Raw genomic sequence first — 14,729 nt, forward strand, 5'->3', positions numbered from 1 at the left:
CGGAGGATCTTCCGGGGGGATTCCTAGGAGTCCCGAATGGCCGCCCAGGGGCGTCACCTGTTCACTTCCGAGAGCGTCACCGAAGGCCATCCCGACAAGATGGCGGACCAGATCTCCGACGCCGTGCTGGACGCGGCCCTCAAGGACGATCCCCGCAGCCGGGTCGCCTGCGAGACCCTCCTCACCACGGGCCTCGTCCTGGTGGCCGGGGAGATCACCACGGAGACCTACATCCCCGTCGCCGCGCTGGTGCGCGACGTGGTGAAGGACATCGGCTACGACCACCACATCAAGGGCTTCGACTATGCCACCTGCTCGGTGATGGTGACCATCGACCAGCAGAGCCCCGACATCGCCATGGGCGTGGACACGGGCGGCGCCGGCGACCAGGGCCTGATGTTCGGCTACGCCTGCCGGGAGACCCCGGAGCTGATGCCCGCGCCCATCCACTTCAGCCACCTGCTGACGCGGAAGCTCTCCGAAGTCCGCAAGAGCGGCCAGCTGCCGTGGCTGCGGCCGGACGGCAAGTCCCAGGTCACCGTGGAGTTCGACGGGGACAAGGTGCAGCGCATCCACACCGTCGTCATCTCCACCCAGCACGACGAGCACGTCACCCAGAACAGCATCCGCGACGCGGTGATCCAGGACGTGATCAAGGCCTCGCTGCCCCAGGACCTGCTGGACGCGCAGACCATCTTCCACGTGAACCCCACCGGGCGCTTCGTGGTGGGCGGTCCCATGGGCGATACGGGCCTCACGGGCCGCAAGATCATCGTGGACACCTACGGCGGCAGCGGCCATCACGGCGGCGGCGCCTTTTCCGGCAAGGATCCCAGCAAGGTGGACCGCAGCGCCGCCTACATGGGCCGCTACATCGCCAAGAACATTGTGGCGGCGGATCTGGCGGACCGCTGCGAGATCCAGCTGGCCTACGCCATCGGCGTGGCCGAGCCGGTGTCCATCGCCGTGGACACCTTCGGAACCGGGAAGGTGTCGGACGCGGCCATTGTCCGCGCCGTGCGCGAGGTGTTCAGCTGCACCCCCAAGGCCATGATCGAGGCCCTGGACCTGCGCCGGCCCATCTACCGCGCCACCGCCGCCTACGGCCACTTCGGCCGGGCGGAGTTCAGCTGGGAGAAGACGGACAAGGTCGCTGCGCTGCGCGCCGCTGCCAAGTAGCTGTCAGCTATCAGTGCTAACGGATGCGGCCCTTCGGGGCCGCGTCTGTTTCTCTCGGCTGACAGCCGATCGCTGATAGCTACTCCGCCCGTTCCACCCGGTTCCGGCCGCCCTGCTTGGCGCGGTAGAGGGCCTCGTCGGCCAGCTTCAGGAGCTCCTCGGCGTCGGGGCTGCCGGCCTGGCCTTCACGGGCCGACACCCCCATGCTGACGGTCTTCCGGATGGTGGCGCTGCCCAGGAGGTGGTCCATGGCGGCGAACTTCTGCCGGAGGTTGTCCGCGACCCGCAGGGCGGCGGCGGCGTCGGTGTAGGGCAGCACGAGGGTGAGTTCCTCGCCGCCGTAGCGTGCGGCCAGGTCCGTGGCCCGCAGGTTGGAGTTCAGCAGGGTGCCGATGTTGCGCAGCACCACATCGCCCATGGCATGGCCGTAAGTATCGTTCACTTCCTTGAAGTGGTCGATGTCGATCATGACCACGGCCAGGGGGACCTGGGTGCGCCGGGCCCGCCGCACCTCCTCGTCCAGCCGGGTGACGAGGAGGCGCCGGTTCGCCAGCCCCGTGAGGGCGTCGGTGACGGACAGCGCCTCGAGCTGGGCGTTCATCTCCCGCAACTCATCCTGGAGCCGCTTCAGCTTGGTGTGGATGCGCACCCGGGCGAGCAGCTCCTTCTCATGGAAGGGCTTGGTGACGTAGTCGGAGGCGCCCCGCTCCAGGATCTCGGCCTTGCGGTCCAGGTCGTCCTCGGCGGTGAGCATGATCACCGGGATCTGCTCCAGCTCCTTGCGGCTGGCCTTGAGGCCCAGGAACTTGAGGCCGTCGAAGCCCGGCATCACCAGGTCGCAGAGCACCAGGTCCGGCGGAGTCTCCATGATGGTCTTGAAGGCGGTGAGGCCGTCCGCCGCCTCCAGGAAGTGCGTGAACCCGCCGTCCTTCATGAGGACCGCCTTGATCTCGGTGCGGATCATGGCGTTGTCGTCGACGATGAGCACCCGGCCGGCCATCAGGCCTCCCCGGCGGTGGTCTGGAGCCGCCCAAGCCAGGCCTGCCAGGCCCGGGCATCGAAGGGCGCGGCAGGCACCAGGTTCCGGCGCATGGCCCGGGCGGCCTGGAGGGGCACCCGGTACAGGGATTCGGGCAGGCGGCCGGCGGCTTCGGCGCAGGCGGTCCAGCCCTCCGGGGTCTGGCAGACCAGCAGCCACTGGTGCCCGGCCTCCAGAGAGAGGCGCACCCGGTCGTCCCAGGTCCAGTCGGCGCAGCCGCCCATCTCCAGGTCGTCGGGGAGGAAGCGGCCCTGGATGCCCCAGGGGTTTTCCACCACGGAGCCGCGGTGCAGGCTGGCGGGCAGGGGGGCCGAGGCGGGCGTGCGGAGGTGCGCCACCATCACCAGCCGGTCCGCGTGGGCCAGGGGGATGAAGGCCGCAGCGTTGCGGTCCACCCGGGCGGCCTCCTCCAGGGCCGGCAGGCCCAGGTGGCTGTCCAGGGTGGTGCCGCCCAGGCCGGGGAAGTGCTTCAGGCAGCCCCGGACGCCCGTGGACTCCAGGCCGTGGAGGAAGGCCCCCGCGGCGCTGGCGACCTCGGCCGGATCGGCGCTGGCGGCCCGGTCCCCGATGCCCGCCTCCGGGTGGCCGTCCCAGAGGTCCACCACTGGCGCGAAGTCCACGTTGAAGCCCAGCAGGTGCAGCCCCTCGCCCCAGAGCCGGCCCCAGGCGGCGCATGCCTCCGCGCCGCCGCGGGTCCACACTTGTCGCAGCGGTGGCGTGGCCCCCACCCAGGGGCGCAGGCGGCTCACGGGGCCCCCCTCCTGATCCAGGGCCACGGCCAGGGGCAGGTCCGCGCCGAAGCGGGCCTGGAGGCCGTCGATCAGGGCCCGGCAGCGGGCGGGCCCGGCCTCCGGGTCGGGATCCAGGTTCCTGGCGAAGAGGACGAGGCCACCCGGCTTAAAGGGCAGTGCCACCTCCGGGGCGTCCAGGCCCCGGAAGCCGGTCCACAGAAGCTGATGGGGGCTTGTCATGCGATCACTTTATCCAGAGAGCGGGCCGCCGGCGCCGGGCCGGGACCGGTCATGGGACAGGCGTTATACCGCGGCCCAGGGTGAGCTCGTAGATCCGGGCGTCGATGAAGATGCGCAGGGCCTCCTTGTCCAGGAGGTTCACTCTGGCCTCCTGGTCGAGGATCTCCAGGCTCCGTTCCACGCTCACGGCGGCCTTGTAGGGGCGGTCGGCGGCGGTGAGCGCATCGTAGACATCCGTCACGGCCATGAGCCGGCTCTGGATCGGGATGTCCGGCTCCTTCAGCCGCCGCGGGTAGCCGCGCCCGTTCAGCCGCTCGTGGTGGGCATAGGCGATATCGGGCACGCCGGCCAGCTCGGTCGTCCAGGGGATCTGGGTCAGGAACCGGTAGGTGTGGGTGACGTGGCTTTCGATCTCCTCCCGTTCCTCGGCGGACAGGCTGCCCTTGGGGATCCTCAGCAGGTCGAGGTCGCTGGGCTCGAAGAGGATGCGGGGGTCCCCGCTCCAGTGCTGGTAGGTGAGGTCTTCCAGGGTGTCGAGCTCCCGCGCCACCTCCTGGGGCAACACCGTGGGCTCGTTGCTCCGCCGGACCAGGTCCATGATGTGCCGGGTCTCCTCTTCCTGGCGGCGCAGCAGGTTCCCGACGTGGTCACGGTCGAAGGGCTGCCCCTGGCTCCAGGCTTCCAGCATGCGGTCCCGCATGGTCTCGAGGGTGCGCTGATGGAGGCGCTGGTAGATGCTCTCCAGGCGCTCGCCCTGGAGCTTCTTGGCCTTCACCAGCACCTGCTCGCGGACGCCCACCTTGCCGAAGTCGTGGAGCAGGCTGGCGTAGCGGATCTCGCGGATCTGGGTGGGGGTGAAGGTCAGGGCGCCATACGGGCCGTTGGGCGTCCGGTTCACGGCCTCCGCCAGGCCCACGGTGAGTTCCGCCACGCGGCTGGAATGGCCCGAGGTGCTGGGATCGCGGGCCTCAATGGCGGTCACGGAGGCGTTCACGAAGCCCTCGAAGAGGCGCTCGATGTCGTTCTTCAGGCCCAGGATCTCCTCGGTGCGGGCCTCGACCATGCACTCCAGGTTCTGCTGGTATTCCTCGTTCTCCCGCAGCAGCCGGTAGTGCTCCAGCGCCCGCTCCAGGCTGGCCTGGATCTCCACCAGCTTGAAGGGCTTCTGGATGAAGTCGTAGGCGCCGCGCTTGAGGGCCTGGATGGCCGCCTCCGTGGTGGCGTAGCCGGTCATCAGGATGCCCAGGGTCCTGGGGTCCTCGTCGTGGATGGCCCGCAGCAGCTCCAGCCCGGAGAGCCCGCCGGGCATGTTCAGGTCCGTGAAGATGACGGGGAAGTGCTTCTGGTGTACGAGATCGAGGGCCCGGGCGCCGTTCTCGGCGCCAGCCGCGGCATAGCCCTCGTCCGTCAGGGCCTCCACCAGCAGGTTCCGTAGGTCCGCCTCGTCGTCCACGATGAGGATGGGGATGGGGGGAGTGAGAGGCACACCGGCTCCGTCGACCTGGACCTCATCGGAGGGGGCCAGGGGGATGGCAAGTTTCGCATGGTGCGGTCTTATTTGCCCAACCCACCGCCGACGCAACACCTACTGGACGGCCTCGCCCTCGACCAGGAGCTGGCCGTCACGGATCGAGAGCAGGGCCCGGCCGCCGGGCTGGAGCTGACCTTTGAGGATGAGACGGGAGAGGGGATTGACCACGGCCTGCTGGATGAGGCGCTTCAGCGGCCGGGCGCCGTAGTGGGGGTCGAAGCCCTCCTCGGCCAGCCAATCCAGGGCCGCCTCCGGCACCTCCAGATCCAGTCGCTGCTCCTGGAGCATGGCCTCCACGCGCTTGAGCTGGATGCGGGCGACCGCCTTCATGTCGTCCCGGCTGAGAGATCGGAAGATCACCACCTCGTCCAGCCGGTTCAGGAACTCGGGCCGGAAATGGCCGTGCAGGGCGGCCTGGACGGCGGCCTCGGCCTTCGAGGGCTCGCCGCCGGCATCGAAGATGGCCTGGCTGCCCAGGTTGGTGGTCATGAGCACCACCGTGTTGCGGAAGTTGACCGTGCGGCCCTGGCCGTCCGTGAGGCGGCCGTCCTCCAGCACCTGGAGGAAGAGGTCGAAGGTGCGCGGGTGGGCCTTCTCCATCTCGTCCAGGAGGATCACGGCGTAGGGGCGGCGGCGGATGGCCTCGGTGAGGCGGCCGCCCTCCTCGTAGCCCACGTAGCCCGGCGCGGCGCCGATGAGACGCGTGGCGTCGGCCTCGTGGGTGAACTCGCTCATGTCGATGCGGACCAGGGCGTTCTCGTCGTCAAAGAGGAACTCCGCCAGGGCGCGGGCGACTTCCGTCTTGCCCACGCCCGTGGGGCCCAGGAACAGGAAGCTGCCGATGGGCCGCTTGGGATCGCCCAGGCCGGCGCGGTTGCGGCGCAGGGCGTCGGAGATGGCCGTGAGGGCCGGGTCCTGGCCCACCACGCGCTCGCCGAGGCGGGCCTCCATCTTCAGGAGCTTCTCCACCTCGCCTTCGAGGATGCGGCTCACAGGAATGCCGGTCCAGCGGCTGACAATGGCGGCGACATCGGGCTCGCCCACCTCCAGGCGCAGCATGGCGCTCTCCTTGGGCGAGGTGGCGGCGAGCTGCTTCTCCAGGGCGGGGATCTCGCCGTACTCGAGCCGCGAGGCCCGCTCGTACTCGCCCTTCGTCTTCGCCTGGTCCAGCTCGATGCGCAGGTCGTCCAGCTTCTTCTGAAGCCCGCGCGTGCCTTCGATGACCTTCTTCTCGTTCTCCCACTGCGCTCGGAGATGGCTCAGTTCCTCATTCAATTCCGCCAGTTCTTTTTCCAGATCGGCCAGCCGTGCGCGGCTGGCCGCGTCCTTCTCCTTGGTGAGGGAATGCTTCTCCAGCTGCAGCTGCATCTCCCGGCGCTCGCGCACGTCAATTTCCGTGGGGCGGCTGTCGATCTGCATGCGCACGGCGCTGGCGGCCTCGTCCATGAGATCCACGGCCTTGTCCGGCAGGAAGCGGTCGGAGATGTAGCGTTGGCTGAGGTGGGCGGCGGCCACCAGGGCGGCATCCTGGATGCGCACGCCGTGGTGCAGCTCGTAGCGCTCCTTCAGGCCCCGCAGGATGGAGATGGCGTCCTCCACGGAGGGCTCGTCCACCAGCACCGGCTGGAAGCGGCGCTCCAGGGCGGCGTCCTTCTCGATGTGCTTGCGGTACTCGTCCAGGGTGGTGGCGCCGATGCAGCGCAGCTCGCCTCGGGCCAGGGCCGGCTTCAGCAGGTTGGCGGCGTCCATGCCGCCCGACACCGCGCCCGCGCCCACCAGCAGGTGCAGCTCGTCGATGAAGAGGACGATCTGGCCCTCGGCCTTCTCGACCTCCTTGATGACGCCCTTGAGGCGCTCCTCGAACTGGCCGCGGTACTGGGTGCCGGCCACCAGGGAGCCCATGTCCAGGCCCATGACGCGCAGGCCCTTCAGGCTCTCGGGCACGTCGCGCTTGTGGATGCGCTGGGCCAGGCCCTCCACGATGGCGGTCTTGCCCACGCCGGGCTCGCCGATGAGCACGGGGTTGTTCTTGGTGCGCCGCGAGAGCACCTGCAGCACGCGGCGGATCTCCTCGTCGCGGCCGATCACCGGGTCCAGCTTCCCGGCGGCGGCCAGGGCCGTGTAGTCCTTGGCGTACTTCTCCAGGCTGGCGAACTTCTCCTCGGCCTTCTCGTCCTCCACCTTCGAGCCCTTGCGGGTCTCGCGGATGGCGGCCTCCAGCGTCTTCCGGTCCAGGGCGAAGCGCTCCAGCACCTTCTTGGCGTCCGTGTGGGCGTTGCTGAGGGCCAGCAGCAGGGCGTCCGTGGCCAGGAAGCGGTCGCCCAGGCCCCGGCCCGTGTCGCTGGCCACCTCCAGGAAGTGCCGGAAAGCCGCGCCCACCTGGGGCTCGGCGCCTCCGACGGCCCGGGGCAGCTTCGAGACGAGGCCCTCGGCGGCGTCCAGCAGGCCCTGGGTGGATTCGGGCGTGAGGCCGGCCCGCTCCAGCAGGGGACGCAGACCCGCTTCGGGTGCGAGCAGGGCCAGGAGGAGGTGCTGAGGCACCAGCTCCGGGTGCTGGTCCGCCACGGCCCGCTCGCGGGCGGCTACCAGGGCGTCATTGGCTTTCTGGGTGAAGGGAAGGAGGGACACGGAACACCTCGGGTTCCATGATGGGACAAATGTGATGTTGATGCACTAAAATTTTCTTCTAATTTGAAGTATGGCCTTTGGGTGGGGGTTCAAGTCAGGCCCCGTCGATGGGCCTCCCGCTTCAAGGTCGGGTTGATGCCGAGGGCCTTCGCCGTGAGGGCCCGGGCCTCCTCCAGGTGGCCGTCCCGCTTCAGGCGCTCCGCTTCCAGCAGCTGGGCCCAGCCATCCCAGGGGCGGGTCCTGGCGGCGGCCCGGAGGGCGGCAACCGCGCCGGGGTCCAGAGGCAGCCCCCGCTCCCGGGCGGCCTCGAGGGCCAGGGCCCCCCAGGCGAGCTGGAGACCGGGGTTGCGGGGGGCGGCGGCCACGGCGCGCTTCTGGAGGGCGAGGGCCGCGCGGGCGGGGAGGGAGGCCTGGGCCGCGCGGGCCGACAGCATCCGCTCCCGGGCGCTGGCCGCCAAGGCGTCGGCCTGGCCGGGCCCCTTGGCGAGGACGCCAGCGATTTCCCTGCGGGCCTCGGCCAGGTCGGCTGCGGGAGTACGGTCCTGGTCCAGGTCCGAGGCGGCCCGATCCAGGAGGGTCGCGGCCAGGCCCAGGCGCGAGAGCCGCGAGGAGGGCTGGAGGGCCAGGCCCTTCCGGTGGCAGCGCAGGGCCTCCTCGAGGGCGGGGCGGGGGTCGGCGCCGGTCCAGGCCCGGTACTGGGCCAGGGTCTGGTAGGCGGCCCCCTCGCTGTAGTCGTGGCCCACCCAGGGGCGCAGGGCGGACGCCGCCTCGAGATGGTCCGCGGCGGCCTTGACCTCGGCGGCCGGGTCCTGCCCGGTCTGGAGCTGGCGTTCGGCCCGCAGGGCGTGGATGTTGCCGAGGGCGTCCAGGAGGAAGTCGTGCAGGCGCGGCTGGCGGAGCGCCGTCTGGAGCCCGGCCTCCGCCCGCGCCAGGAAGGGCTCCGGATCCCGACCCTGGGCCATCTCCCGCTCGGCGCGGTTGCGCAGGACCGTGGCCCAGTTCACCCAGAGGGTCGCCTCGACGGGCCGGAGCGCCAGGGCCTGCTCGGCGTCCGCGGCGGCGGCGTCGAGCTCAGGGCTGGGATCCTCGCCGCGGCCCAGGAGGTACGAGGCCCAGCGCCGATGGATGGCAGTGCTGTAGCTGTGGGCCCGCCAGCTGTCGGGGGCCACGGCCAGGGCCTCGCGGACGGGGCCGAGCGCCCAGTCGCGATCTGCCGGGGTGGCCTGCCCCTGGTCCACCTTCAGGCCCAGCAGGGCGAAGCGCCGCTGAGCCTCCTCCACCAGGGGCTCGGGCGCGCTGCGCGCGCGGTCCTGGGCGGCCGTCAGGGCGGCGCCCTCGATTTCCATCTGGGCCAGGGCCTCGTCCCGCCGACCCGCCGTGAGCAGGCCGAAGGCGATCTCCTGGCGGACTTCGGCCTCCAGCAGCCACGGTTCCGGGAACCAGGGCTGGCGGGCCTGGGCCTCCTTCGCCTTCCGGAGTGCCTCGTCGAAGCGGCGTTCGACCAGGGCGAGCAGGCCCTCGGCGTAGGCGGATCCCTCCAGGCTGCGGCCCTGGGCTTCGCGCAGGAGGGCCAGGGCCGGGTTGCGGAGGGTGGGCTCCAGGTCCCGGCGGCGCTCCTCCAGGGCCTGGCCATGGAGGCCTTCGAGCTCCGCCACGTAGAGGCGCGCCAGGGTGGTGCCGAGGGCCTGGGCGGCGTCGGGATCCCGGGGCGCGGCCTTCCGGGCCGCCTCGAGCTGGGTGCGGGCCTGCTCCAGGTCACCCAGGGCGAGGTAGCCCCGGCCCAGGGCCAGCCGGGCCGACCCCTGGGCCCACCGGCCCTGGCTCTCGGTCTCGGCCTGGAGTCGCGCGAGCGCGGCCCGCACCTCGTGGAGCTCGGGGCCGGCGGGATGGCGGGGCAGGCTGCGCACCTGGAAGATGCGGCTGTTGAGCCGCTCGACCTCCTGGGCCAGCTGCTGGGCGAAGCGCGCCTGGGAGCGGGCCCTCAGGGCGGAGAAGAGGCCGTAGACCGCCGCCAGGAGGAAGCAGGTGAGGAGGGCCGCCACCGGGCGGTTCCTGCGCAGGAGGCGATCCGCGCGGTAGATGAGGGAGGGGCGCCGGGCCTGGATCGGGTCGCCGTCGAGGAAGCGCCGCAGGTCCTCGCCGAAGGCCCGGGCGGAGTCGTAGCGGCGCTCAGGCTCCTTCTCCAGGGCCTTGAGGATGATGGTCTGGAGGTCCCGCGGGAGCCCGGGGGCGAGGCGGGAGGGTGGCACCGGCTCGTCCTCCGCGATGCTCTTCAGCAGGGCCAGGGGCGTCGCGTCCCGGAAGGGGGGCGCGCCCGCCACGCACTCGTAGAGGAGGGTGCCCAGGGCGTAGACATCCGAGCGGCGGTCCACCTTGTCCGCCCGGCCCTGGGCCTGCTCGGGGCTCAGGTACCTGGGCGTGCCCATGATGGCGTGCGTGTGGGTGTGGGAGACCGCATCCAGGTCCCGCGCCACGCCGAAATCCATGAGGTAGGCGTGGAGGCCCTTGTCGGTCCTCTGCAGCATCACATTGCCGGGCTTGACGTCGCGGTGGACGATGCCGGCGCGGTGGCAGGCGTGCAGGGCCTCCGCGGTCTGGAGGATCACTTCCGCCTTCTCCCGGAGGTTGAGGTTCCCGGAGGCTTCGCGGAGGGTCGGGCCGTCCACGAACTGCATGACGAGGTAGGGATGGCCGTGGGCCTCGCCGGCCTCGAAGATGTGGCAGATGTTGGGGTGTTCCAGCTGGGCCTGGACCCTCGCCTCCTGGAGGAAGCGCTCCGTGTCCTCCCGTTCAAGCCGCTTGAGGAGCTTGATGGCGACCGTGCGCTGCAGCTGGCGGTCGAAGGCGCGGTAGACCACGCCCATGCCACCCTCGGCGACGATCTCCAGGGCCTCGTAGCGGTCCTGGCTGGGCAGGGGGAAGCGGGCCATGAGCTCCCCGGGGCTCAGGCCGGGGGTCGGGGCACCGGAGGACGGGTCGGCCCCCTGGAGCTGGGTCGCATCCTGGGGTGGCGTCGGGCCCGCGGCCGTCCAGTCGTTCCCGCTTCCGCCGGGATTGGAAGGTGGCAGCGATGGGTCCGGGATGGGATCGGCCATGGGTTGACCTCAGCATAGTCGGCCCCGGGGCTTTGGCCACTCTGAAGCCGTCAGGGGCCCCGCCAGCCACGGAGACGGCCTAGCCCGCCGCCTCTTCCGCCAGGGCCAGGCAGGCCGTGAGGCCCGGGGACTCGATGCCGAGGAGGTTCACCAGGCCTGGGACGCCGTGGGCGTCCTCCCGCTGGATGAGGAAGTCCGGCGCAGTCTCTCCGGGACCGTGCAGCTTGGGACGAATGCCCGCGTAGGCCGGCTGGAGGGCCCCGTCCGGCAGGCCGGGCCAGTACTTGCGGACCTCCGCGTAGAAGCTGTCGGCCCGGCGCGGGTCCACATCGTAGTTCTCGCGGTCGATCCACTCCACATCGGGACCGAAGCGGGCCTGGCCCGCCAGGTCGAGGGTGAGATGCACGCCCAGGTGGCTCTGGTCCGGGATGGGGTACACCAGCCGCGAGAAGGGTGCCGCGCCGGCCAGGCTGAAGTAGTTGCCCTTGGCGAGCAGCCGGGGCAGGGGCGGAAGGGCCTCCAGGCGGATCCCGGCGAAGGCGCGGGCCAGGGCCAGGGCCCCCAGGCCGGCGCAGTTGAAGACCTGCTCTGCCATGAGGCTCATGGGCTCCGCGCCGCCCACGTCCACCCGCAGGCCATCGGCGGTGGCCATGCCGCCGGTGACGGGGCTTTTCAGCACCACCGTTGCGCCGGCGCCCTCGGCGTCCATGCGCAGGGCCCGCATGAGGCCGTGGCTGTCCACGATGCCCGTGCTGGGGGAGAGCAGGGCCGCGGCGCAGCGGAGCTGGGGTTCCAGGTGCCGGGCTTCAAGGGCGTCGAGCCACTGGAGGTCAGCCACGCCATTGGCTTCGGCCCGGGCGCGGAGCCTCTGGAGCTCCTCCACCTGGCTCTCGTCCGCGGCCACGATGAGCTTGCCGCAGCGGCGGTGGGCCACGTGGTGCGCCTCGCAGAAGGGGTAGAGGGCCCGGTTGCCGGTCACGCAGAGCCGCGCCTTGAGCGAACCCGCCGGATAGTAGATCCCTGCGTGGATGACCTCGCTGTTGCGGGAGCTGATGCCTGTGCCGATGCGGTCCTCCGCCTCCAGCACCACCACCTCGCGGCCGGCCTGGGCCAGGTGCCGCGCCAGGGCCAGGCCCACGACGCCGGCTCCGATGACGATGCAGTCCACGCGTTCCATGGCTCCATCTTCGCGGCAGACACGGCTCTGTGGGAAGATCGGAGACTCGCCTTTTCCGATCCTCCGACCCTCTGACCCTCTGATCGCCCACCCATGTCCACCCCGATGCTGCAGCAGATCGCGGGCCTCAAGCGCGAGGCGGGCGAGGCCGTGCTGCTCACCCGCATGGGGGACTTCTACGAGATCCTGGGCGAGGATGCCGTGCGCGCCGCGCCGGTGCTGGAGATCGCCCTGACGATGCGCGGCAAGGGCTCCGAATCCGAGACGCCCATGTGCGGCGTGCCCCACTTCGCACTGGAATCCTACCTTCCGAAGCTGCTGGCGGCGGGCTTCTCCGCGGCCATCGCCGAGCCCACGGCCAAGGCCGAGGAGGTCAAGGGCCTGCTGCCCCGCGCCATCAAGCGCATCATCACGCCCGGCACCTGGCTGGACGACGACGCCCGCTGGCTCTGCGCCCTGCACCGGCACGGCGGCACCTGGGGCCTGGCCCTGCTGCAGCTGGCCTCCGGGGCCCTGCGGGTGCTGCCGGGCGAAGGCGAGGAGGCCCTGCGGGCCACGCTGGAGCGCCTGGGCCCCCAGGAGCTCATCCTGGCCGAGGGCGCCGAGGATCTTCCGGATCTGGAGGCGGCGCGCACGCGGCTGCCGGCCTGGCGCTTCGAGCCGTCGAGGGCGAAGCAGCAGGTGCTGGCCTTCTTCGGGTGGCAGCATCTCGAAGGCGTGGGCCTCGATCCCCACCCGGCGGCCCTGGGAGCCCTGGCGGCCCTGCTGGATCACGTGGAAACCACCCAGAAGGGCCGCCCCGCGCACCTCCAGGGTGTGTCGCTGGAGCTCGGCGCCGCGGGTCCCCTGCTGGACGCCACCAGTGCCCGGCACCTGGAAGTGCTGGCCAACGGCCTGGACGGCGGCCGGGCCGGATCACTGCTTGCCCTGCTGGACCAGTGCCGCACCCGCCTGGGCTCCCGCCTGCTGAAGGCCTGGCTGGAGCAGCCCCTGCGGGACCGCGCCGCCCTGGAGCGTCGCTGGTCCCAGGTGGCCTGGCTCACGGAGGACCGTCGCCGCGCGCCCATCCAGACCCTGCTGGGCCAGGTGCCGGACCTGGACCGCCTGCTGGGCCGCGTGGCCCTGGGGCTCGCCACCCCGCCGGAGCTGGCCCAGCTCCGCGAGGGCCTGGCCGTCCTCCAGAAACTGCCCGCGCGGATCCAGGACGAGGGCTGGGCCAGCGAGGTGGCGGACCTGGGCCTGTGGCCCGGCGACACGCCCCTCTGCACGCCGCTGCTGGCGGAGCTCCAGCGCTGCCTGGCCGAGGCGCCGCCCTTGGATCTGGAGAAGGGGGGCGTCATCCGCGAGGGCGTGGACGCGGAGCTGGATGCCGTGCGCCGCCTGGCCCGGGATGCCAAGCAGGTGATGCTCGAACTGGAGGAGGAGGAGCGCGCCGCCTCCGGCATCAACAGCCTGAAGATCAAGTACAACCGGGTGTTCGGCTATTACTTCGAGATCACCAAGGCCAATCTGGGGGCCGTTCCCGCCCACTTCCTCCGCAAGCAGACCCTGGCCAATGCCGAGCGCTTCACCACAGAGAAGCTGGTGGCCTTCGAGCAGCGGCTCCTGAGCGCCGAGAGCGACCAGGGGCGCCTGGAGACGGTGCAGTTCCAGCGCCTGCTGGCCCTGGTGCTGGAGCACCGCGCGGACCTCACGCGCCTGGCTCGGGCCGTGGCCGCCCTGGATGTGCTCGCCGCGCTTGCCGAGCGGGCGCGATTGTCCGGCTGGACGCGACCCGAGCTCGGCGAGGATCGCGAACTGGTGCTGGCCTCCGCCCGCCACCCCATGCTGGAAGCGCGGCTGGGCCGCGAGTGCATCCCCAACGACCTGCAGTTCAGCGGGGCGCAGCCCATGGCCGTGGTGACGGGCCCCAACATGGGCGGCAAGTCCACCTTCCTCCGCACGGCGGCCCTCCTGGTGGTGCTGGCCCAGACCGGCTCCTTCGTGCCCGCGGAGCTCATGCGGTTCGGGCTGGTGGACCGCATCTTCACGCGCATCGGCGCCTCGGACCAGCTGGCCAAGGGCCAGTCCACCTTCATGGTGGAGATGACGGAAACCGCCCGGATCCTCAACCAGGCCACGGCCGCCAGCCTGGTGATCCTGGACGAGATCGGCCGCGGCACCTCCACCCGGGACGGCCTGGCCCTGGCGGAAGCCATCGCCGTGTTCCTGCGGGACCTCAAGGGCGGGGCGCCCCGGACGCTCTTCGCCACGCACTATTTTGAAATGACCAAGCTGGCGGACGACAGCCGCATCCAGAACCTCCACGTGGAGGTCCAGGAGTGGGAGGAGCAGCTGCACTTCCTCCACCGCGTGGCGCCGGGCCCGGCCGACCGCAGCTACGGCATCCAGGTGGCCCGGCTTGCGGGCCTGCCCAAGGCCGTCATCCAGAAGGCCCAGCGCCTGCTGGCCCAGGCGCCGGAAGCCCCGCCCCGGGCGCCCTTGCCGAGCCAACCCGCGCTTCCCTTGTTCGAACCGGAGCCGGACGCCCTCCGTGCCGAGCTGGAGGCCCTGGACCTGAACCGCATGACCCCCCTGGAGGCCCTCAATTGGATCGCGAAGCAGCGGGCATGAGCGCCCCCCACCATCCCATCCGCCGGCGCGACCGGGCGCTCGAGGAGAAGGAGACGTTGCGCCTGCTGGAGGAGGCCGAGTGGGGCGTGCTGGCCACGGTGGATGCCGATGGCTGGCCCTACGCGGTGCCCGTGAACCACGCCGTGGTGGACGGGGCCCTGATCATCCACTGCGCCACGGTGGGCCACAAGCTCGCCAACCTGGCCTTCAACCCGAAGGTCTCGTACTGCGCCGTCACCGTGGCCGAGGCCCTGCCCGCCGAGCTGGCCACCCGCTACGCGAGCGTGGTCGTCTTCGGCGTCGCGCAGCTGCTCACGGACGAGGCGGAGAAGCGCGCGGCGCTTCGGGCCCTGGGGTTGCGCTTCGCCGCGGAGCACCCCGAGGTGGTGGACCGCGAGCTCGACAAGGACCTCTTCCGCACGGCGGTGCTGCGCGTCCGCATCGAGCGGGCCACGGGAAAGGCGCGCCGGTGAGCGGGCAGACGCGGCCCCAGGCC

At 71.4% G+C, this 14,729-nt stretch carries 9 protein-coding genes; 3 read left to right on the top strand and 6 right to left on the bottom strand.

Annotated features, from left to right (window positions below):
- Nucleotides 1-36: 36 nt before the first annotated feature.
- Nucleotides 37-1,179, top strand: coding sequence for a methionine adenosyltransferase (gene metK, locus QSJ30_RS01345; protein WP_285605983.1), 1,143 nt, complete (start codon nt 37-39; stop codon nt 1,177-1,179).
- Between the two features lie 79 nt (nt 1,180-1,258).
- Here the strand turns inward: metK and QSJ30_RS01350 are convergent, their stop codons facing one another.
- From QSJ30_RS01350 to QSJ30_RS01375, 6 genes are all read right to left on the bottom strand, one after another.
- A complete protein-coding gene (locus QSJ30_RS01350; RefSeq protein WP_285605984.1) occupies nt 1,259-2,179 on the bottom strand; it encodes a diguanylate cyclase in 921 nt (306 codons plus the stop codon).
- On the bottom strand, nt 2,179-3,189 hold the full coding sequence (locus QSJ30_RS01355) for a glycoside hydrolase family 3 N-terminal domain-containing protein (RefSeq protein WP_285605985.1): 1,011 nt from the start codon (nt 3,187-3,189) through the stop codon (nt 2,179-2,181). Before QSJ30_RS01355 ends, QSJ30_RS01350 begins: the two co-directional genes overlap by 1 nt.
- A gap of 49 nt (nt 3,190-3,238) precedes the next feature.
- Entirely contained in the window at nt 3,239-4,675 is a 1,437-nt protein-coding gene (locus QSJ30_RS01360) for an HD domain-containing phosphohydrolase (RefSeq protein ID WP_285605986.1), read from the bottom strand.
- A 99-nt stretch (nt 4,676-4,774) separates the two neighbouring features.
- Entirely contained in the window at nt 4,775-7,348 is a 2,574-nt protein-coding gene (locus tag QSJ30_RS01365; RefSeq protein ID WP_285605987.1) for an ATP-dependent Clp protease ATP-binding subunit, read from the bottom strand.
- A gap of 89 nt (nt 7,349-7,437) precedes the next feature.
- A complete protein-coding gene (locus QSJ30_RS01370) occupies nt 7,438-10,443 on the bottom strand; it encodes a serine/threonine-protein kinase (protein ID WP_285605988.1) in 3,006 nt (1,001 codons plus the stop codon).
- Between the two features lie 79 nt (nt 10,444-10,522).
- Nucleotides 10,523-11,620 (bottom strand): NAD(P)/FAD-dependent oxidoreductase, encoded by a 1,098-nt coding sequence (locus QSJ30_RS01375; RefSeq protein WP_285605989.1) that lies wholly within the window; start codon nt 11,618-11,620, stop codon nt 10,523-10,525.
- A gap of 93 nt (nt 11,621-11,713) precedes the next feature.
- On the opposite strand from QSJ30_RS01375, the gene mutS reads away from it, so the two are divergent.
- Both mutS and QSJ30_RS01385 read left to right on the top strand, forming a co-directional pair.
- Nucleotides 11,714-14,233: a DNA mismatch repair protein MutS gene (gene mutS, locus QSJ30_RS01380; protein ID WP_285605990.1), complete on the top strand. Its 2,520-nt coding sequence runs from the start codon at nt 11,714-11,716 to the stop codon at nt 14,231-14,233.
- Complete coding sequence (locus QSJ30_RS01385) at nt 14,230-14,706, top strand: pyridoxamine 5'-phosphate oxidase family protein (protein ID WP_285605991.1); 477 nt, start codon at nt 14,230-14,232, stop codon at nt 14,704-14,706. The genes mutS and QSJ30_RS01385 overlap by 4 nt, the downstream gene beginning before the upstream one ends.
- The last annotated feature ends 23 nt before the right edge of the window (nt 14,707-14,729 follow it).

The sequence above is a fragment of the Geothrix edaphica genome (genome assembly GCF_030268045.1).
Lineage (GTDB): Bacteria > Acidobacteriota > Holophagae > Holophagales > Holophagaceae > Geothrix > Geothrix edaphica.